At 74.4% G+C, this 18,965-nt stretch carries 18 protein-coding genes; 4 read left to right on the top strand and 14 right to left on the bottom strand.

Annotation, left to right across the window (positions count from 1 at the left end):
• From secF to pdxT, 8 genes are all read right to left on the bottom strand, one after another.
• Positions 1-1,164 (bottom strand): protein translocase subunit SecF, encoded by a 1,164-nt coding sequence (secF, locus tag IG69_RS0115750; RefSeq protein ID WP_030529130.1) that lies wholly within the window; start codon positions 1,162-1,164, stop codon positions 1-3.
• Positions 1,161-2,948 carry a protein translocase subunit SecD gene (gene secD, locus IG69_RS0115745; RefSeq protein WP_030529129.1) on the bottom strand — a complete coding sequence of 596 codons (1,788 nt, stop codon included), beginning with the start codon at positions 2,946-2,948 and terminating at the stop codon, positions 1,161-1,163. The genes secF and secD overlap by 4 nt, the downstream gene beginning before the upstream one ends.
• 1 nt (position 2,949) lies before the next feature.
• A complete protein-coding gene (gene yajC / locus IG69_RS0115740) occupies positions 2,950-3,228 on the bottom strand; it encodes a preprotein translocase subunit YajC (RefSeq protein WP_030529128.1) in 279 nt (92 codons plus the stop codon).
• A gap of 157 nt (positions 3,229-3,385) precedes the next feature.
• Positions 3,386-4,516, bottom strand: a complete 1,131-nt coding sequence (gene ruvB / locus IG69_RS0115735) for a Holliday junction branch migration DNA helicase RuvB (RefSeq protein WP_030529127.1) — start codon at positions 4,514-4,516, stop codon at positions 3,386-3,388.
• Positions 4,513-5,118 carry a Holliday junction branch migration protein RuvA gene (gene ruvA, locus IG69_RS0115730; protein ID WP_030529126.1) on the bottom strand — a complete coding sequence of 202 codons (606 nt, stop codon included), beginning with the start codon at positions 5,116-5,118 and terminating at the stop codon, positions 4,513-4,515. The genes ruvB and ruvA overlap by 4 nt, the downstream gene beginning before the upstream one ends.
• The gene (ruvC, locus tag IG69_RS0115725) at positions 5,115-5,627 is read right to left on the bottom strand and encodes a crossover junction endodeoxyribonuclease RuvC (protein ID WP_030529125.1); all 513 of its coding nucleotides are present in this window, start codon (positions 5,625-5,627) and stop codon (positions 5,115-5,117) included. Before ruvC ends, ruvA begins: the two co-directional genes overlap by 4 nt.
• A gap of 91 nt (positions 5,628-5,718) precedes the next feature.
• Entirely contained in the window at positions 5,719-6,480 is a 762-nt protein-coding gene (locus IG69_RS0115720) for a YebC/PmpR family DNA-binding transcriptional regulator (protein WP_030529124.1), read from the bottom strand.
• Complete coding sequence (gene pdxT, locus IG69_RS0115715; protein WP_030529123.1) at positions 6,477-7,097, bottom strand: pyridoxal 5'-phosphate synthase glutaminase subunit PdxT; 621 nt, start codon at positions 7,095-7,097, stop codon at positions 6,477-6,479. The genes IG69_RS0115720 and pdxT overlap by 4 nt, the downstream gene beginning before the upstream one ends.
• 41 nt (positions 7,098-7,138) lie before the next feature.
• On the opposite strand from pdxT, the gene IG69_RS21210 reads away from it, so the two are divergent.
• On the top strand, positions 7,139-7,654 hold the full coding sequence (locus tag IG69_RS21210) for a GNAT family N-acetyltransferase (protein ID WP_051750639.1): 516 nt from the start codon (positions 7,139-7,141) through the stop codon (positions 7,652-7,654).
• A gap of 12 nt (positions 7,655-7,666) precedes the next feature.
• On the opposite strand, the gene IG69_RS21205 is transcribed toward IG69_RS21210, so the two are convergent.
• On the bottom strand, positions 7,667-9,241 hold the full coding sequence (locus IG69_RS21205) for a GGDEF domain-containing protein (RefSeq protein ID WP_051750638.1): 1,575 nt from the start codon (positions 9,239-9,241) through the stop codon (positions 7,667-7,669).
• Between the two features lie 146 nt (positions 9,242-9,387).
• Between IG69_RS21205 and kynU the strand changes: the two genes are divergently transcribed.
• Both kynU and IG69_RS0115695 read left to right on the top strand, forming a co-directional pair.
• Positions 9,388-10,626 (top strand): kynureninase, encoded by a 1,239-nt coding sequence (gene kynU, locus IG69_RS0115700; RefSeq protein ID WP_030529120.1) that lies wholly within the window; start codon positions 9,388-9,390, stop codon positions 10,624-10,626.
• A 26-nt stretch (positions 10,627-10,652) separates the two neighbouring features.
• Positions 10,653-12,485 (top strand): DHA2 family efflux MFS transporter permease subunit, encoded by a 1,833-nt coding sequence (locus IG69_RS0115695; protein WP_157577660.1) that lies wholly within the window; start codon positions 10,653-10,655, stop codon positions 12,483-12,485.
• A gap of 10 nt (positions 12,486-12,495) precedes the next feature.
• On the opposite strand, the gene pdxS is transcribed toward IG69_RS0115695, so the two are convergent.
• Genes pdxS through pgsA form a run of 5 tightly spaced genes read right to left on the bottom strand, consistent with a single transcriptional unit; the run spans position 12,496 to position 16,788 of the window.
• Positions 12,496-13,407 carry a pyridoxal 5'-phosphate synthase lyase subunit PdxS gene (gene pdxS / locus IG69_RS0115690; protein ID WP_030529118.1) on the bottom strand — a complete coding sequence of 304 codons (912 nt, stop codon included), beginning with the start codon at positions 13,405-13,407 and terminating at the stop codon, positions 12,496-12,498.
• Between the two features lie 54 nt (positions 13,408-13,461).
• Entirely contained in the window at positions 13,462-14,055 is a 594-nt protein-coding gene (locus tag IG69_RS0115685; RefSeq protein WP_051750637.1) for a hypothetical protein, read from the bottom strand.
• Positions 14,052-15,239, bottom strand: a complete 1,188-nt coding sequence (locus tag IG69_RS0115680; RefSeq protein ID WP_030529116.1) for a glycosyltransferase family 4 protein — start codon at positions 15,237-15,239, stop codon at positions 14,052-14,054. Before IG69_RS0115680 ends, IG69_RS0115685 begins: the two co-directional genes overlap by 4 nt.
• Positions 15,236-16,177: a phosphatidylinositol mannoside acyltransferase gene (locus IG69_RS0115675; RefSeq protein WP_051750636.1), complete on the bottom strand. Its 942-nt coding sequence runs from the start codon at positions 16,175-16,177 to the stop codon at positions 15,236-15,238. Before IG69_RS0115675 ends, IG69_RS0115680 begins: the two co-directional genes overlap by 4 nt.
• A complete protein-coding gene (gene pgsA, locus IG69_RS0115670; protein WP_030529114.1) occupies positions 16,174-16,788 on the bottom strand; it encodes a phosphatidylinositol phosphate synthase in 615 nt (204 codons plus the stop codon). Before pgsA ends, IG69_RS0115675 begins: the two co-directional genes overlap by 4 nt.
• A 69-nt stretch (positions 16,789-16,857) precedes the next feature.
• On the opposite strand from pgsA, the gene IG69_RS0115665 reads away from it, so the two are divergent.
• Positions 16,858-18,963, top strand: a complete 2,106-nt coding sequence (locus tag IG69_RS0115665) for an elongation factor G (protein ID WP_030529113.1) — start codon at positions 16,858-16,860, stop codon at positions 18,961-18,963.
• Positions 18,964-18,965: the final 2 nt, after the last annotated feature.

Genomic DNA, 18,965 nt, shown 5'->3' with positions numbered 1-18,965 from the left:
TCACCGCTTGGACTTCGGCGTCCGGCGCGGCTGGTTGCGCGGGCCGGAACGGGCGTACTCGTGGACGGCCCGACCGGTGAGGGTCGCGCCCTCCTCGCGGTCGACCTGGCCGGCCGCGACCGAGGCGGCGGGCACGGAGTCGTCGTCGGCCGCGGGCACCGGCTCGCCGGCCTCCTTGGCCTTCTTCGCCTGGTGGCGGCGCGCGCGCTTCTCGAGGTCGACGACCTTCTCCTCGCGGCGGCGCAGCGTGACGAGCACGGGCGTGGCGATGAAGATCGACGAGTACGCGCCGACGAGGATGCCGACGAACAGCACGAGCGAGAGGTCGACGAGCACACCGGGGCCGAGGAAGACCGTGCCGACGGCGAGCACCGCGGCGATCGGCAGGAGGCCGATGACCGTCGTGTTGATCGAGCGGACCATCGTCTGGTTGACGGCGAGGTTCGCGGCCTGCGCGAAGGTCATCCGGCCGTTGGCGAACGCCTCGTTCGTGTTCTCGCGCACCTTGTCGAAGACGACGACGGTGTCGTAGAGGCTGTAGCCGAGGACGGTGAGGAAGCCGATCATCGTCGCCGGCGAGATCTCGAAGCCGCTGAGGCTGTAGATGCCGACGGTGATGATGAGGTCGTGCACGAGCGCGACGAGCGAGGCGGCCGCCATCTTCCAGTTGCGGAAGTAGATGCTCAGCATGATGACGACGGCGACGAGGAAGATGACGAGCGCGCGCAGCGCCTGGCCGCTGACCGACGCGCCCCACGACGGGCCGATGAAGGTCGCGCTGACGTTCTCCTCGGGGACGTCGAAGGCCTGCGCGAGCTCGCCGCGGACCTGCTGGCTGTCGGTGTCGGACAGCTTCTCGGTCTGGACGCGCACGGTGTTGTTGCCGACGAGGGTGACGTTGACGCCGCTGGCGTCCTCGGCGGCGCCGACGGCGTCGCGGGCGGTCTGCTCGTAGCCGCTCGGCGCCGAGCTCGTCGCGATGCGGAACTCGGAGCCACCCCGGAACTCGAGGCCGAGGTTGAGGCCCTGGAGCGTCAGGCCGAGGACGGCGACGACGATGAGGACGAGCGAGCCGAGGTAGAACGACCGGCGCTTGGCGACGACCGGGATCGAGCGCTTGCCGGTGTAGAGGTCGTTGCCGAAGTCGGCGAAGGAGGTGCTCACGCGCGGCTCCCTTCGGTGGCGGGGGCGGAGGGTTCGACGGGGGTGAACCGCCCGCGACCGGCGTAGGTGCGCTTCTTGGCGCCGAGCCTGCGCGGGTCGAGGCCGGAGAGCCGGTGGCCGTCGCGGAAGAAGGGCACCCGGGTCAGCAGCGTGAGCAGCGGGTGGGTGAACCAGAAGACGACGAGCAGGTCGATGAGCGTCGTGAGGCCGAGGGTGAACGCGAAGCCGCGCACGCTCGAGCTCGCGAGCACGTAGAGGACGATCGCCGCGAGGAAGTTGACGCCGTCGGCGATGAGGACCGTGCGCTTGGCGCGGTTCCACCCGGTCTCGACGGCGCTCGCGAGGGAGCGGCCCTCGCGCAGCTCGTCACGGACCCGCTCGAAGTAGACGATGAAGCTGTCGGCGGTGAAGCCGATGGCGACGATCAGTCCGGTGACGCCGGCCATGTCGAGGCGGTAGTTCTGCGCCCACCCGAGGATCGTGATCGCCAGGTAGGTGAGCAGGCCGGCGACGACGATCGAGCTGATCGTCACGAACCCGAGCACCCGGTACTGGACGAGCGAGTAGACGACGACGAGCAGGAGGCCGATGAGCCCGGCGATGAAGCCGTAGCGCAGCTGCTCGCCACCGAGGGTCGGGCTGATGTCGACGCTCGACTGCTCCGTGAAGGACAGCGGCAGGGCGCCGAACTTCAGCTGGTCGGCGAGCTCCTTGGCCTCGGCGAGGGTGAAGCCGCCGGTGATGCTCGCGCGGCCGTTGGGGATCGCCTCGTTGAACTGCGGCGCGACGATGACGCGCGAGTCCAGGACGGTCGCGAGCTGGTTCTGCGGCGAGGGCAGCGAGACCATCGTGCGGCTGATGTCGGCGTACTGGCGGGCGCCCTCGCTGTTGAAGGTGAGGGCGATCTCGACCGTGCTCGTGACGACACCCTGCGGGTTGGTCTGGTAGCCCGCGGTGGCGTCGGTGATCTTGTCGCCGGAGACGGCGACCGGGCCGAGGATGTACTTGGTCGAGCCGTCGTCGGAGCAGGTCACGAGGGGCTCGGACTCGACGTCGCGGACGTTGTCGAGGGCCTTGGGGTCGGCGCAGTCGAGGTCGTCGTACGCCTGCTGGACCTCGGGCGTGATCCACGCGAGGTCGGTCGGGCCGCTCGGCGCGGCGCTGCCGCTGCTGCTCGGGGACGGGCTCGGGCTCGCGGACTCCGAGGGGCTCGCGGACGGGCTGGGGCTCGCCGCGGTGAGCGCCTCGTTGACGGCGCTGTTCTGCGTCGAGGACGCGCTCGGGGCCGGCGAGGCGGTGGCCGACGCCGAGGCAGAGGGGGACGGGGACGCCGCACCGCTCGCGGAGGCGCTCGGCGACGTGCTCGGGGACCCCGTCGGCACCGGGATGCCGGAGCCGATCGCGAGGACGGGGCGGAACTGCATCTGCGAGGACTGGCTGATCGCGTTGCGGACGGCCTGGGTCGGGATCTCGGGGATGCTGACGACGATGTTGCTGTCGCCCTGGGTCGTCACCTCGGCGCCGGAGACGCCGTTGGAGTCGACGCGCTGGACGATGATGTCGCGCGCTTGCGCGAGGGCCTCGGCCGAGACCGCCTGGCCGCTGCTGACCCGCGGCTCGAGGATGATCTGGGTGCCGCCCTCGAGGTCGAGGCCGAGCTTGGGGGTGGCCTGCCCGTCGCTCCAGAGGATCGACCCGGTGAGGACGCCGCCGAGGGCGACGACGAGGACGGTCAGGCCGATGAGGGCCCGGCGGGCCAGCGTGCGCGGTGCGGTGCTCGCCACGTCAGCGCACCTCTCCCGCGCGCATCCCGATGGCCCGGCGGTCGAACCGCAGCGCGACGCCGCTGCCGACGTCGAGCGTCGCCACCTGGTCGTCGAGCGCGGTGATCGTGCCGTAGAGACCCGACGTCGTCACGACCTCTTCGCCGACCGCGAGGGAGGCCTGGAGGGCCTGCACCTGCTGCCCGCGCTTGCGCTGGGTGAAGAACATCCAGACGAGGAGGAGGAACGGCAGTCCCAGGATCAGGAGGTAGGCGAGGCCGGAGCCGGAGCCGGAAGACATCGGAGTTGGTCCTTCGGAGCGGGGGTCCCCCCGCGCTGTGGTGAACAGTGGGTCGGCCCGGGAGCACCGGGCCGAGGACTCACTGTAGGCGAGACGCGGACGCCCCACCAACGATCCGACACGCCGGCGCGTGCCCGGCCCGCCGCGGCGGCGCGGGTCAGCCGCCGAGCCGGCCGGGGCCGTCGTCGAGCAGCGGCAGGGCGCCCTGCTGCGGGGCGCCGGCCGGCGGGTGCAGCCCGAGGTGGCTCCAGGCCCGGGCGGTCGCGGCCCGCCCGCGCGGGGTGCGCGAGATGAAGCCCTCCCGCACGAGGTAGGGCTCGGCGACCGTCTCGACGGTGTCCGACTCCTCCCCCACGGCGACGGCGAGGGTCGAGAGACCGACCGGCCCGCCGGCGAACCGGCGGCACAGGGCCTCGAGGACGGCGCGGTCGAGGCGGTCCAGGCCGGCGTCGTCGACGTCGAAGAGGGCGAGGGCGGCCCGGGCGGCGGCGTGGTCGACGTGGCCGTCGCCGTGGACCTGCGCCCAGTCGCGCACCCGGCGCAGCAGGCGGTTGGCGATGCGCGGTGTGCCCCGCGAGCGGCCGGCGACCTCGGTGATGCCGTCGGCGTCGGCCTCGACCCCGAGCAGGCCGGCCGAGCGGCGCAGGATGGCCACGAGGTCGGCGGTGTCGTAGTAGTCGAGGTGGCCGGTGAACCCGAACCGGTCACGCAGCGGCGCCGGCAGCAGCCCGGCGCGGGTCGTCGCGCCGACGACGGTGAAGGGCGGCAGCTCGAGCGGGATCGCGGTGGCGCCGGGGCCCTTGCCGACGATGACGTCGACCCGGAAGTCCTCCATCGCGAGGTAGAGCATCTCCTCCGCGGAGCGGCTCATCCGGTGGATCTCGTCGAGGAAGAGGACCTCGCCCTCGTCGAGGCTGGAGAGGACGGCGGCGAGGTCACCCGCGTGCTGGATGGCCGGGCCGCTCGTCACGCGGATCGGGCGCTCGAGCTCGGCGGCGACGATCATCGCCAGCGTCGTCTTGCCCAGGCCCGGCGGGCCGGAGAGCAGGACGTGGTCGGGCGGGCTGCCGCGGCGGCGCGCGGCCTCGAGGACCAGGCCCAGCTGGTCGCGCACGCGAGGCTGGCCGGGGAACTCGGCGAGCCGGCGCGGGCGCAGCGCGGCCTCGACGACCCGCTCGTCGTCCCTGCCCCCGGCGTCGACGACCCGGGCGGTGGCGTCGAAGGAGCCGTCGTCCTCGCGGTCGTCGGCCTCGTGGACCTCGCTCCCCCAGGCCCGCGACGCGCTCACGGCCGCAGCTCCCGCAGGGCCAGGCGCAGCAGCGCGGCGATGTCGGCGTCGGCCGGGGCGCTGCCGGCGACCCGCTCGACGGCGTCGCCCGCCTGCTTGGCGGACCAGCCGAGGCCGACGAGGGCCTCGGCGACCTGGCCGCGCCACGGCTCATCGCCGGGCACGACCGGGGCGGGCGCGTCGGGCCCGGCGCCGGTGCGCACGGCGCCGACCTTGTCGCGCAGCTCGAGGACGAGGCGCTGGGCGGACTTCGCGCCGATGCCGGGGATGGCGGTCAGGGCCTTGGCGTCGCCCGACGACAACGCGGCCGCGAGCTGGTCGGGCCCCATGACCGAGAGCATCGCGAGGGCGAGGCGCGGCCCGACGCCCGAGACCGTCTGGACGGTCTCGAACATGTCGCGCTCGGCCGGGCTGCCGAAGCCGTAGAGGGTCAGGGAGTCCTCGCGGACGACGAGGGTCGTCGCGAGCGCGGCCTCCTGGCCGCGGTGGCAGGCCGCGGCCGTCGCCGGGGTGGTGTGCACCAGCATCCCGACGCCGCCGACCTCGAGGACCACGTGGTCGAGCCCGACGTGGCCGACCGGCCCGCGCAGCGAGGCGATCATCCGCGGGCCGCCTTCGCGAGGGCGTCGAGGCGCGCGGACTGGGCGCCGCGCCAGGCGTGGCAGATGGCGAGGGCCAGGGCGTCGGCGGCGTCCGCCGGCTTCGGCGGGGTCGCGAGGCCGAGGATGCGGGTGACCATCGCGGTCACCTGGGCCTTGTCCGCGCGACCGGAGCCGGTGACGGCCGCCTTGACCTCGGTCGGGGTGTGGAAGACGACGGGCACCTCACGCTTGGTGGCGGCGAGCAGCGCGACGGCGGTGGCGTGCGCGGTGCTCATGACATTGGTGATGTTGGAGTCGGCGAAGACCCGCTCGACGGCGACGACGTCGGGCCGGTAGCGGTCGAGCCAGCCCTCCATCTCGCGCTCGAGGAAGACCAGCCGCTCCCCCGGGTCGCCGTCGCTCGGTGTGCGGACGACGCCGACGGCGACCATCCGGGCACGCCCGAGCCGACCGTCGACGACCCCGAGGCCGCAGCGGGTGAGGCCGGGGTCGACACCGAGGACGCGCACGCGGGCTCCTTAACCGACCGATGGAACAGGTGTTCGACACCCACGCTACGACCCCGCGGGTCGCTCCCCCGGCACCGACACGCGGCGCCGGTCAGTCCTCGGCGTCGAGCTCGGCGAGGACGTCGTCGGGGATGTCGCCGTTGGCGAAGACGTCCTGGACGTCGTCGGAGTCCTCGAGCGCCTCGATGACGCGGATCATCTTCTTCGCGCCGTCGGCGTCGAGCGGGACCTGGAGGTTCGGGACCCACGAGGCCTCGGCCGAGTCGTAGTCGATGCCGGCGTCCTGGAGCGCGGTGCGGACCGCGACGACGTCGGTCGCCTCGGAGACGACCTCCCACGCGTCGCCGTTGTCGTTGACCTCCTCGGCCCCGGCCTCGAGGACGACCTCGAGGATCTCGTCCTCGCCCTTGTCGTCGCTCTTGGGGACGATGACGACGCCCTTGCGGTTGAAGACGTAGGCCACCGAGCCCGGGTCGGCGAGCTGGCCGCCGTTGCGGGTCAGAGCGGTGCGCACCTCGGCCGCCGCGCGGTTGCGGTTGTCGGTGAGGCACTCGATGAGCAGGGCCACGCCGCCGGGCGCGTAGCCCTCGTACGTGATGGTCTGCCAGTCGGCCCCGCCCGCCGTCGCACCGGACCCGCGCTTGACCGCGTTGTCGATGTTGTTGTTGGGGACCGACGACTTCTTGGCCTTCTGGATCGCGTCGTAGAGCGTCGGGTTGCCCGCCGGGTCACCACCGCCGGTGCGGGCCGCGACCTCGATGTTCTTGATGAGCTTGGCGAAGAGCTTGCCGCGCTTGGCGTCGATCGCCGCCTTCTTGTGCTTGGTGGTCGCCCACTTGGAGTGGCCGCTCATGAACGCTCCCTCTGGCTCTGCTTCACGATGTCGACGAACAGGCGGTGGACCCGGTGGTCACCGGTCACCTCCGGGTGGAAGGACGTGACCAGCAGGTCCCCCTGCCGCGCGGCGACGATCCTACCCGCGGCCGGGCCGTGCTCGACCCGCGCGAGGACCTCGACGGCCTCCCCCGCCTCCTCCACCCACGGCGCCCGGATGAACACCGCGCGCACCGGCTCGCCGCCGAGCTCGCGGATGTGCAGGTCCTCCTCGAAGGAGTCGACCTGCCGCCCGAAGGCGTTGCGGCGCACGAGGATGTCCATCCCCCCGAGCGTCTGCTGACCGGCCGCACCGTCCGCGAGGCGGTCGGCGAGGAGGATCATCCCGGCGCAGGAGCCGTAGACCGGCAGGCCGGCCGCGATGCGCTCGCGCAGCGGCGCCTGGAGGTCGAAGGCGCGCACGAGCTTGTCGATGGTCGTCGACTCGCCGCCGGGCAGGACGAGCCCGTCGACGGCCTCGACCTCGGCGGGCCGGCGCACCGTGACGGCGCGGGCGCCGCCGCGCTCGAGGGCGACGAGGTGCTCGCGCACGTCGCCCTGCACGGCGAGCACGCCGACGGTGGGGGTGGTGGTCACGCCGACCGACTCTACGGGCCGCCGCGACCTAGGCTGCACCGGTGCCCGAGCCCACCGTGCGCCCCCGCCGGCCCGCCGACGTCCCTGCCCTCGTCGAGGTGCTCGCGGCCCAGCAGCCGGCCTCGCGCTACCCGGTGCGCTGGCCGCTGCCCTTCCCCGTCGAGGAGTTCGTCGTCCGGCCGGGCGAGCTCGGCGCCTGGGTCGTGACCGTCGACGACGCGGTCGCGGGGCACGTCGCCGTCCTCGAGCCCGGGGAGGGCTGGGAGACCGCGGCGTTCGTCGAGGCGACCGGGCTGCCGGCCGCGCGGCTCGGCACGGTGTCGACGCTCTTCGTCGCCCCCGCGCGCCGCGGCCTCGGGCTCGGCTCCCGGCTGCTCGAGGTGGCCGTCGGGCACGTCCGGTCGCTCGGGCGCACCCCGGTGCTCGACGTCGTCCAGGAGCACTCCGTCGCCGCCGACCTCTACCGGCGCCGCGGCTGGCGGGTCGTCGGCGAGGCGCGCCCGCACTGGCTGCCCGCCGACCGCGAGCCGGTGCTGCTCATGACCCTCGACGCCTGACGGCGCCCCGCGTCAGACCGAGACGCCGTCCCGCCCACGCTCCTTGGCGCGGTAGAGCGCGCGGTCGGCCATGTGGCGCAGGCCGTCGAGGTCGGCGACCTTGCCCACCGCGAGCCCGACGCTCACCGTGACGCGCAGGTCGTCGGCGAGGTCCTCCCAGTGGTCGCTGCGCACGAGCTCGGCGAGGTCGAGGCACCGGTGCAGGGCGGTGTCGAGCCGTTCGGTGTCGAGCAGGAGCAGGAACTCGTCCCCTCCCCAGCGCACGACGAGGTCGGTGCCGCGCACGACCGTCCGCAGGCAGCTCGCGACCCGGACGAGCACCTCGTCGCCCACCTCGTGGCCGTGGGTGTCGTTGACCGACTTGAAGTGGTCGACGTCGACGAGGACGAGCGTCACCTCGTCGCGCACGGTGCCCGGCTCCGCGCCGAGCAGCCCGTCGACGTGGGCCTCGAGCCCGCGCCGGTTGGCGACCCCGGTCAGCGCGTCGACCTCGGCGGCGACCCTCAGCCGGGCGTGCTCGCTCGACAGGTACTCGTTCTGGATGAGCGAGCCGATGGCCTCGAGGGCGGCGATGCGCGCCTCCTGGCGCCGCTGCGCCAGCTCCCGGGCGACCCGCAAGCCGGCCGTCTCGTAGCCCAGCTCCTCGGCCTCGAGCTCGGCGTCACGGGTCAGCGCCAGCAGGTACAGCTCGGGCATCCGGACCCGGTCCCAGGCCTCGATCGCGGCGGCGAGGTGCTCGCGCGCCGTGCGGGGGTCGGGCTCGGTGAAGGAGCGTGCGAGACCGAGGTAGGTCGCGAACTCCGCGTTCTCCTCGTCCGCGGGCGGGCGCGGCGTCCCGGAGGCGGGCGGCGCGATGGCGTCGATGAGGTTCTCGAAGATGTGCAGGTCCACCTGCCAGCTCTCGGGCAGCAGCTGGAGCGGCACCCGCTGCACCGCGCCGCGCGCGAGGATGCCGAGCTCGTGGAGGTCCTCGCTCGGGCCGGTCTGGCGGGTCACGCACAGCCGGCGCAGCTGGATCTCGGCGCGGTTGTACATGGCCGTGGCCATCCGCCAGGCGTCGCGCTCGTCGCTCCCCAGCTGGTCGGCGGCCGACGAGGTGTGCTCGAGGGCGAGGTCCCACATGTCCCGGTCGAGGTAGCCGGTCGCGCACTCGACGTGCGCCGAGCCGAGCATCTCGTGGCCCCGCGGCGCCCCGCGCAGGAGGACGGTCGCGCGGGTCAGGTCGCGGTCCGCGTCGAGCCGCGGCCGGTCGTCCCACATCTCGGCGGTGGCGCCCTGGGCCAGGGCCAGCGCCTCCCAGACGATGTCGCCCTGCGCCCGCGCGCGCTCGCGCAGCCGGACGAGGTGACGGCGCCGCTCGACGGCACCGTCCGCGGCGAGCAGCCGCACGTACTCCAGCACCATGAGGACGTCGACCCAGCCCTCCTGCGCGGCGCGCGAGGCGATCTCCTCGAGCCGGAGACGGTCGAGGGCGTCCGGGGTCTGCGCCGTGAGGATGAGCGCGCGCGACTCCTCGAGCAGCTCCTGGTGCTCCGCGCTGCGCGCCTGTGGACAGTCCGGTGGCTGTGTCGTCGTGGCTCCCCGCATGACGTCGAGTGTGGGACGTCCGTGACTGCACCGCAGGGATGTCCGCAACTCGGAGGCGCAAGTGTGGCCGAACGTCCATCACCTGCGCGAGGTGCTTGCCGGACGGCGCGCGAGGTGCCGAGGGGCGGACCGGATAGCGTCGGGCCATGTCGTCAGTGCTGACCGCCCGCGCCCGGGACCTCGACGCCGACCACGCTGGGACGGACCTGCGCTCCCGCTTCGTGCTGCCGGAGGGGGTCGTCTACCTCGACGGCAACTCGCTCGGCGCGCTGCCCACCGGTGTCGCCGACGCGGTCGCCGACGTGGTGCACCGGCAGTGGGGCGAGCGGCTCATCGCGAGCTGGAACGAGGCCGACTGGTGGGGTGCGCCGACCCGCGTCGGCGACCGCGTCGGGGCGCTCGTGGGCGCCGCCCCCGGGCAGGTCGTCTGCACCGACTCGACGACCGTCAACCTCTTCAAGGTCGTCGTCGCGGCCGCCCGGATGCGCCCGGGGCGGCGCGTCGTCCTCACCGACCCCGCCTCCTTCCCCACCGACCTCTACGTCACGGCCGCCGCCGCCCGCGACACCGGGCTCGTCGTCGAGCACGTCTCCCCCGCCGACGCCCCGGCCCGCATCGCCGAGCTCGGTGACGACCTCGCGCTCGCGTCCTACAGCTCGGTCGACTACCGCACCGGCGAGCTCTGGGACCTGCCGGCGGTCACGCGCGCGGCCCACGCCGTCGGCGCCCTCGTGTGCTGGGACCTCTGCCACTCGGCCGGGGTGCTGCCCGTCGACCTCGACGCCCACGAGGTCGACCTCGCCGTCGGGTGCGGCTACAAGTACCTCAACGGCGGGCCGGGCGCCCCGGCCTACCTCTACGTCGCGCAGCGCCACCAGAACGCCTTCGACCAGCCGCTGTCGGGGTGGAACGGGCACGCGACCCCCTTCGCGATGGCGCCCGAGTTCGCGCCGGCCGCCGGGATCGCGCGCGGCCGCGTCGGCACGCCCCCGCTGCTGTCGATGCTGGCGCTCGAGGCGGCCCTCGCCGCGTACGACGACGTCGACGTGGCGGACCTGCGGGCCCGCTCGCTCTCGCTCACCGGCTACTTCCTCGAGTGCCTCGACACCCTCCTGCCCGACCTCGAGGTCGCGACCCCGAGGGACGACGCCCGGCGCGGCTCGCAGGTGAGCATCCGGCACGAGGGGGCCTACGGGGTCGTCCAGGCGCTCATCGCCCGGGGCGTCGTCGGCGACTTCCGCGAGGCCGACATCGTGCGGCTCGGCTTCAGCCCGATGTACCTCACCCACGCCGACGTCCTGCGCGCCGCCGAGGAGCTCGTCGCGGTCCTCGACGGCGGCGAGCACGAGCGGCCCGAGTTCGCGGAGCGCGCCCAGGTGACCTGAGGCCCGTCGGCTGGTTCGATGGTCCGGTGAGCGCCGCCTCCGTCACCACCGACCGCGGGCTCCCGCTCGCCTCGGCGGGCGGGCGGTGGCTGCTCGTCGCCTCGATCCTCGGCTCGGCGCTCGCCGGCATCGACGCGACGGTGGTCAACGTCGCGCTGCCGGCCGTCGGGGCCTCGCTCGACGCCGACTTCGCGACCCTCCAGTGGGTGGTCTCGGCCTACGCCCTGACGCTGGCGGCCTTCATCCTCCTCGGCGGCGTCCTCGGCGACCGGTTCGGCCGCCGGCGGGTGTTCGTCGTCGGGGTGGTGTGGTTCGCGGTCGCCTCGCTGCTGTGCGGAGCCGCCCCGGACGCCGGGCTCCTCGTCGCGGCCCGGGCCCTCCAGGGGGTCGGCGCGGCGCTGCTCACGCCGGGCAGCCTCGCGATGATCCAGGCGAGCATCGCCCCTGTCGACCGCGGCCGGGCCATCGGCGCGTGGTCGGGCCTCGGCGGCGTGGCCACCGCGGTCGGGCCCTTCCTCGGGGGCTGGCTGGTCCAGTCCTTCTCGTGGCGGTGGGTGTTCCTCGTCAACGTCCCGCTCGCCGCGGTGGTCGTCGTCCTCGCGGTGCGGCACGTCCCCGAGAGCCGCGACCCCGGCGCGAGCGGCCCGGTCGACGTCGCCGGCGCGGTGCTCGGCGCGCTGGCCCTCGGCGGGGCCACCTACGCCCTGATCTCGGCCGGCGAGTCCGGCGCCTCGGCCGCCGTCCTCGTCGCCGGTGTCACCGGGCTGCTCGCCGCCGCCGCCTTCGTCGTCGTCGAGCGGCGGGCCCCCTCCCCGATGCTCCCCTTCGACGCCTTCCGGGGGGCGCAGTTCCGTGCCGCCAACCTCGTGACCTTCCTCGTCTACGCGGGCCTCGGGGCGGTCTTCCTCCTCCTCGTCGTCCAGCTGCAGGTGGTGTCCGGCTTCTCGCCGATCGCGGCCGGGACGGCCCTGCTGCCGGTGACCGGGGTGATGCTCCTGCTCTCCTCGACCTCCGGCGCGCTCGCCGCGCGTCTCGGGCCCCGGCGGCAGATGGCGGCCGGACCGGTCGTCGCCGCGGCCGGGGTGCTCCTCATGCTGCGGCTCGGCCCGGGGGCGTCGTACCTGCTCGACGTCCTGCCGGCGGTGCTCGTCCTGGGCCTCGGCCTCGTGACGATGGTCTCGCCGCTCACCGCCACGGCGCTGGCGGCCGCTCCGGCGGAGCACGCCGGGATGGCCTCGGGCGTCAACAACGCCGTGGCCCGCACCGCCGGCCTGCTGGCCGTCGCCGTCGTCCCCGCCGTGGCCGGGCTGTCCGGGCGCGCCTACGACGACCCGGTCGCCTTCGACGCCGGGTTCGCGGTCGCCCTGTGGGTCAGCGCGGCCGCCCTCGCCGCCGGCGGGGTGCTCGGGTGGCTCACGGTGCGCGACGACGTCCTCGCCCCCGCGGCCGGCGACCGGCAGCTGACGTTCTGCGCCGGGGTGGGCGCGCCACCGCTCGCGACCCGCGTCGACGCCACGGGCCGCCCCGACTGCGAGCCGGTCCGGCTCGTCACCACCACCGAGGAGGACCCGATGCCCTGTACGCACCTGACCGACCCCACGCCCCCGACCCCGAGCGGCGACGGCTGTGTGGAGTGCCTGCGCGACGGCGGCACGTGGGTGCACCTGCGGCTGTGCCAGGAGTGCGGCCACGTCGGCTGCTGCGACTCCTCACCCGGCCGCCACGCGACGGCGCACGCGCACGCCACGGAGCACCCGGTCGTGCGCTCCTTCGAGCCCGGCGAGGAGTGGTTCTACTGCTACGTCGACGACGTGGCGCTCGAGGTGCCCGGCGCCCCACCCGCGCCGAGCCACCCCTGAGCGCCGGCCGTCACCAGCCGCGCTCGGCGAGGCGGTGCGGCTGCGGGATCTCGTCGACGTTGATGCCGACCATCGCCTCGCCGAGGCCGCGCGAGACCTTGGCGATGACGTCGGGGTCGTCGTGGAAGGTCGTCGCCTTGACGATGGCCTCGGCGCGCTGCGCCGGGTTGCCGGACTTGAAGATGCCCGAGCCGACGAAGACGCCCTCGGCGCCGAGCTGCATCATCATCGCGGCGTCGGCCGGGGTGGCGATGCCGCCGGCGGTGAAGAGCACGACGGGCAGCTTGCCGGTCTCGGCGACCTCCTTGACGAGGTCGTACGGGGCCTGGAGCTCCTTGGCGGCGACGTAGAGCTCGTCGGGCTCCATCGAGCGCAGGCGGTTGATCTCCTTGCGCAGGGAGCGCATGTGCGTCGTCGCGTTGGAGACGTCGCCGGTGCCGGCCTCGCCCTTGGAGCGGATCATCGCCGCGCCCTCGGTGATGCGGCGCAGCGCCTCGCCGAGGTTGGTCGCACCGCAGACGAAGGGGACGGTGAACTGCCACTTGTCGATGTGGTTGGCGTAGTCGGCCGGGGTGAGCACCTCGGACTCGTCGATGTAGTCGACCCCGAGGGACTGCAGGACCTGCGCCTCGACGAAGTGGCCGATCCGGGCCTTGGCCATGACGGGGATCGAGACGGCCTCGATGATCGAGTCGATCATGTCCGGGTCGCTCATCCGCGAGACACCGCCCTGGGCGCGGATGTCGGCGGGGACGCGCTCGAGGGCCATGACGGCGACGGCGCCGGAGTCCTCGGCGATCTTCGCCTGCTCGGCGGTGACGACGTCCATGATGACGCCGCCCTTGAGCATCTCGGCCATGCCGCGCTTGACGCGGGTCGTGCCGGTGCCGGTGGTCGTGGGGGCGCTCTGCTGCTCGGTCATGGGCGCGATTCTAGGACGGTCGCGCGGGTGCTCCCGACCACGGTTCGACAGCGCTCAGCGGGCCAGGGCGGAGGGCAGGTCGTCGTCGAACTCGACCCGCTCGGGCAGCGCCGCGTGACCCGCCAGCCGGAAGACGCGCACGACCCACTTCCCGCGCACCCGGCGCACCTCGCGCACCGCGTCGTTGTGGAACCGCCGGGCCATCCGCACCCGCAGGGCGCTGGAGGCGATGCGGTCGAGCGACTCATCGACGAGCTCGTCGCCGTCGGCCCGCAGCCGCGTCACGACGTCGTCGGTGAGGGTGACCGAGAGCACCTCGCTCAGTGCGGACTCGACCTCCTCGCGCCCGCCGAAGTGCTGCCCGTCGAGGAGGTCCTCGGCGAGTGGGTGCTCCGTCGTGCGCTCGACCGACTCGGTCGCGGCGTCCGCGAGCAGCAGGGCGGTGGCCGGGTCGAGCGCGCCGCTGTTGGCCAGCTCGAGGGTGGCCTCGGCGCGGCGGACGAGCTGGGCGTCGAGCGCGCTCATCGCGCCCTCGGCCTTGGCGTGCAGCCGGTCGAGCCGGGCCGCCGCGTACGAGAGGTACCAGGCGGCGACGATGAGGACGATGACGACGAAGGTCGTCACCTGGAGGATGTCGACGTCGCTCACGAGCCCCCCGTCCCCGGGACGCTGCGGACGAACCGGCTCCACAGGCCGCGGGGCGGCTCCGCGAGCTCGGCGTGCGCGCCCTCGAGCACCGTCTCGTAGACGGCCATCACCTGGCCCGAGACGCGCGACCAGTCGAAGGTGCGGGCCCGGTCTCGGCCCTCGCGGGACAGGTGCTCGCGGCGGGCGGGGTCCGCGAGCAGGCCGACGACGGCCTCACCGAGCGCGGCGGCCGAGCCCGCCTCGAAGGTGACGCCGACGCGCCCCCCGTCGAGCACCGCCACGAAGGCCGAGAGGTCGGAGGCCACGACGGGTGCGCCGGCGGCCATCGCCTCGACGAGCACGATGCCGAAGCTCTCGCCGCCGAGGTGCGGCGCGAGGTAGGCGTCGACCGAGCGCAGGAGGCTGGCCTTGTCGGCGTCCGAGACGGCGCCGAGGACGACGGTGGCGGCGGCCACGCGCGGCTCGACCCGCTTGAGCAGGTCGTCGGCCTCCCCCGGTCCGGCGACGAGCAGCCGGGCCCGCGGGTGGACGTCGAGGACCGCCGGCAGGGCCGCGAGGGCGACCCCGAGGCCCTTGCGCGGCTCGTCGACCCGGCCGAGGAACGCGAGCGTCGGCGCGTCCGGGGTGCCGGTCCATCCCGGACGGCGGGGCGCGACGTCGAACGCGTCGACGTGCACGCCGTTGGGGATGATGTAGGTGTCACCGCCGAGGTGCCGGCGCACGGTGCGCGCGGCGTCCTCCGAGACGGCGATGCGGGCGCGGATCTTCTCCAGCGAGGGCCGCAGCAGCGGGTTGGCGGCGTGCATCGCCCGGGAGCGGACGGTCGAGGTGTGGAAGGTCGCGACGACCGGCTCCTCGGCCGCCCAGAGCGCCATGAGCGAGACCGACGGCGTGACCGGCTCGTGCAGGTGCACGACGTCGAAGCCGCCCGTCTCGAGCCAGCGGGTGACCCGCGCGGAGGTCACCGGGCCGAAGGTCAGCCGGGCCACCGAGCCGTTGTAGCGCACCGGCACGGCGCGCCCGCACGAGGTGAGGTACGACGGGAGGTCCGAGTCCTCGTCGGCCGGTGCCAGCACCGAGACGTCGTGGCCCTGCCCGATGAAGACCTCCGCGAGGTCGCGGACGTGGAACTGCACGCCTCCCGGCACGTCCCACGAGTAGGGGCAGACGATCCCGATCCTCACGATGTCACACCCTGCCGCGCCAGGCGGTCCTCGTCGAGGTCCTCGAGGAAGACGCGCTGGAGCATGTGCCAGTCGGCCGTGTGCTCGCGCACCGCGGAGCCCAGCGCGTCCGCGCACTGCTGCACCATCGAGACGACCTTCTCGCGGGTGGCGCCGGTCTCCGGCACGGTGACCGCCGGGTGGAACGTGATGACGATGCCCCAGCCGCGGCCGCGTCGCTCGTGCCGGATCGACACCGGGAAGAGCGGCCGGCGCTCGGCGAGGGCGAGGGCCGCGGGACCGGGCGCCATCCGCGCCGGGTGGCCGCAGAGGTCGACGGTGACGCCCTGGTGGGTGAGGTCGCGGTCGGCGAGCAGCGGGACGAGGCCGGGGCGGCGCGCGGCCTCGCGCAGCGCCGGGAAGACGGCGGGCCCCCCGGTGAGCGGCAGGATGGTCATCCCGAGGCCCTCGCGGAAGGCGAGGAACTCGCGGAAGACCTCCTCGGGCTCGAGCCGCTCGGCGACGGTCGTCACCGGGCCGAGGTGCACCGTGCACCAGGCGCCCGCGAGGTCCCAGTTGCCGAGGTGACCGAGGAAGCAGACGACGCTGCCGCCGGCGTCGAGCACCTCGCGCACCGGGGCGTCGCCCTCGAGCCGGACGCGCGCGGCGAGCTCGTCGGGGCCGAGCTCCGGCAGCCGGAAGGCCTCGCAGTAGTAGCGCAGGTAGGAGCGCATCCCGTCGCGGACGAGGGCGTCGAGCGCGGCGTCGTCGAGCTCGGGGCGCACCCGCGCGTAGTTGGCGCGCATCCGCGCCGCACCGCCCCGGGCGACCGTGAGGTCGGCGACGGCGTCGAAGAGCCGGTAGGCGGCGCGCTCCGGCATCCGCCGGACGGCGGCCCAGCCCAGGCGGTGCCCGGCGAGCACGGCGGCGTCGCCGAGCCGCGCCGGCACTCCCCTCACGCGGCGCCCAGCGCCTGCCGACGCACCTCGAGGATGCGCTGGACGACGGTGACGAGGCTCGCGAGCGCGAGGACGGCGAGGACGACCCCGAGGAAGACGGTGGGGATGGAGAACAGCCCGGTGAGGCCGGTGGCCACGAGGACGGCGACGAGCCGGTCGGCGCGCTCGGCGATGCCGACGTTCGCCGTCATCCCCAGGCCCTCGGCGCGGGCCTTGGCGTAGGAGACGACGCTGCCGAGGATGAGGCAGGCGAGCGCGAGCGCGGCCATGTACGCGTTCCCGCCGTTGCCCGCGTACCAGAGGACGAGGCCCCCGAAGACGGCCGCGTCGCCGACCCGGTCGAGCGTGGAGTCGAGGTAGGCGCCCCAGCTGCTGGAGCGCCCGAGGCGCCGCGCCATGATGCCGTCGACGGTGTCGGAGAAGACGAACGCCGTGATGACGAGGGTGCCGACGAAGAACTCGCCGCGCGGGTAGAACACGAGCGCGCCCGCGGCCACGCCGATGGTCCCGATGACGGTGACGACGTCGGGGCTGATGCCGAGCCGCAGGAGCAGCGAGGCGACCGGGGTGAGGAGCTTCGTGAAGAACGCGCGCGCGTATCGGTTGAGCATGGTCCGGTCAGCGTAGTGGGGGCCCGCGATCCTCTTGTGCAGGGTGCCGGGGAGGAGTTGATTGGGGGCATGAGCGGAACACCGGCCCCGACCGTCACGGACACCACCCGCCTGCGCACCGTCCTCCTCCTCGGACCGAGCGGCGCGGGGACCTCGCGGCTCTTCGACCGCGTCGTCGAGGAGCTCGCCCCGCGGTCGGGGACCCGGTCGAAGGGCTCGGAGCCCTCCGGCCTGCGGGCCGCGACCCTCGCGTGCGGGGAGGTGGTGATGACCCTCCTCGACGCCCCGGGCAACCCCGACTTCGTCGGGCAGGTGAGGGCGGGTCTGCGTGCTGCGGACGCCGCCCTCTTCGTCGTCTCCGCCGCGGACGGCGCCGACGCCCGCTCGCGCCAGCTCTGGCACGAGTGCGCGGTCGTCGGCATGCCACGGGCGGTCGTCGTCACGCAGCTCGACGCCCGCGACGCCGACTTCGTCGCGACGCTCGAGGACTGCCGGGCCCACTTCGGCGCGGGCATCCAGCCGCTCGGGGTCCCGGTGGCGGGCGCCGACGGCGCGGTGACCTCCATCGCCGACCTCCTGCTCGGCGAGATCCACGACTACGCCGGGGGCGCGCGGACGGTGCGGCCCGCCGGCGCGGAGCACGCCGACGCCTTCGACACGCACCGTCCGGGGCTCGTCGAGGGGATCATCGAGGAGTCCGAGGACCCGGAGCTGATGGACCGCTACCTCGCCGGGGAGGACCTGCCGTTCGAGACGCTCGAGCGCGACCTGCTCCAGGCGGTGGCCCACGGCGCGTTCCACCCCGTGCTGCCGGTCTCGGGTGAGACCGGCGCGGGGCTCGACGTGCTGCTGCACCTCGTCGAGGCGGCGTTCCCGCACCCGAGGATGCGTCCGCTGCCGACCGTGACGCCCGTCGGCGGCGGCGACCCGGTGCCGATCACGGCCGACCCGGACGGCCCGCTCGTCGCCGAGGTCGTCCACACCGAGTCCGACGCCTACGTCGGCCACCTCTCGCTGGTGCGCGTCTTCTCCGGGACGCTGCGCGCGGACCGCCCCGTGCACGTCTCGGGCCACCTCGAGCTGCTCGACGGCCCGACCGGCGAGGGGCACGAGGCGCACGACGACGACGTGCGGCCCGGGTCGCTCGGGTCGCCGCTCGACGGTGAGCTGCTCGCGAAGGAGCAGGCCGTGGCCGGGGAGGTCGTGGTCGTGACCAAGCTCGCCGGCGCGCAGACCTCCGACACCCTCTCCGACCCCGCGCACCCGCTCCTCGTCACCCCGTGGGCGCTGCCGGACGCCCTCCTGCCGGCGGCGGTGCGGGCCGCGACGCGCGCCGACGAGGACCGGATGCCCGTCGCGTTCCGCGAGCTGGCGGCCGAGGACCCGTCGCTGCGGATCGAGCACGACCCCGAGACCGGCCAGGTCGTCCTGTGGACCACCGGCCCGGCGCACCTCGACCTCGTCCTGCACCGCCTGCGCGACCGCTTCAACGTCGGGGTCGAGCAGGAGCCGGTGGCCGTGGCGCTCAAGGAGACCGCGGTGACCCGGTCGCAGGCGCAGGGCCGGCACGTCAAGCAGTCCGGCGGCCACGGGCAGTACGCGGTCTGCCACCTCACCCTCGAGCCGCTCCCCCGCGGCTCCGGCGTCGAGTTCGCCGAGGTCGTCGTCGGCGGCGCCGTCCCGCGGCAGTTCATCGGCAGCGTCGAGAAGGGCGTGCACGCGCAGCTGGCCAAGGGCCTGCTCGCCGGGTGGCCGGTCACCGACGTCCGCGTCACCCTGACCGACGGCAAGGCGCACAGCGTCGACTCCTCCGACATGGCCTTCCAGACCGCGGCCGGGCTCGCGCTGCGCGAGCTCGCCTCCCCGCAGTCGCTGTGCCTGCTCGAGCCGATCGACACCGTGACGGTCGAGGTCGACGACGAGCACCTCGGGGCGGTGATGACCGACGTCAGCACCCGACGCGGGCAGATCATCGGCTCCGAGCCGGCCGAGGGCGACACCGGCCGCTCGGTGCTCACGGCGGCGGTGCCGCGCCTGGAGCTGCTCGACTACGCCGTGGCCCTGCGCTCGCTCGCGCACGGCACGGGGACCTTCCGGCGCGAGCCGCGCGGCTACGAGGTGCTGCCGGACCGCCTGGCCCGTGAGCACCTGAGGGCCACGGCCGACTCCGCCTGACG

It is taken from the genome of Phycicoccus jejuensis (genome assembly GCF_000720925.1).
Taxonomy (GTDB): Bacteria; Actinomycetota; Actinomycetes; order Actinomycetales; family Dermatophilaceae; genus Phycicoccus; species Phycicoccus jejuensis.
This window is presented reverse-complemented; position numbering and strand designations above follow the sequence as displayed.

Excerpts from the sequence above, each read along its gene's own strand:
- IG69_RS21205 (WP_051750638.1), bottom strand. The coding sequence starts at position 9,241 with ATGCGGGGAGCCACGACGACACAGCCACCGGACTGTCCACAGGCGCGC.
- IG69_RS0115665 (WP_030529113.1), top strand. The coding sequence starts at position 16,858 with ATGAGCGGAACACCGGCCCCGACCGTCACGGACACCACCCGCCTGCGC.
- IG69_RS0115720 (WP_030529124.1), bottom strand. The coding sequence starts at position 6,480 with ATGAGCGGCCACTCCAAGTGGGCGACCACCAAGCACAAGAAGGCGGCG.
- pdxS (WP_030529118.1), bottom strand. The coding sequence starts at position 13,407 with ATGACCGAGCAGCAGAGCGCCCCCACGACCACCGGCACCGGCACGACC.
- yajC (WP_030529128.1), bottom strand. The coding sequence starts at position 3,228 with ATGTCTTCCGGCTCCGGCTCCGGCCTCGCCTACCTCCTGATCCTGGGA.
- ruvA (WP_030529126.1), bottom strand. The coding sequence starts at position 5,118 with ATGATCGCCTCGCTGCGCGGGCCGGTCGGCCACGTCGGGCTCGACCAC.
- kynU (WP_030529120.1), top strand. The coding sequence starts at position 9,388 with ATGTCGTCAGTGCTGACCGCCCGCGCCCGGGACCTCGACGCCGACCAC.
- pgsA (WP_030529114.1), bottom strand. The coding sequence starts at position 16,788 with ATGCTCAACCGATACGCGCGCGCGTTCTTCACGAAGCTCCTCACCCCG.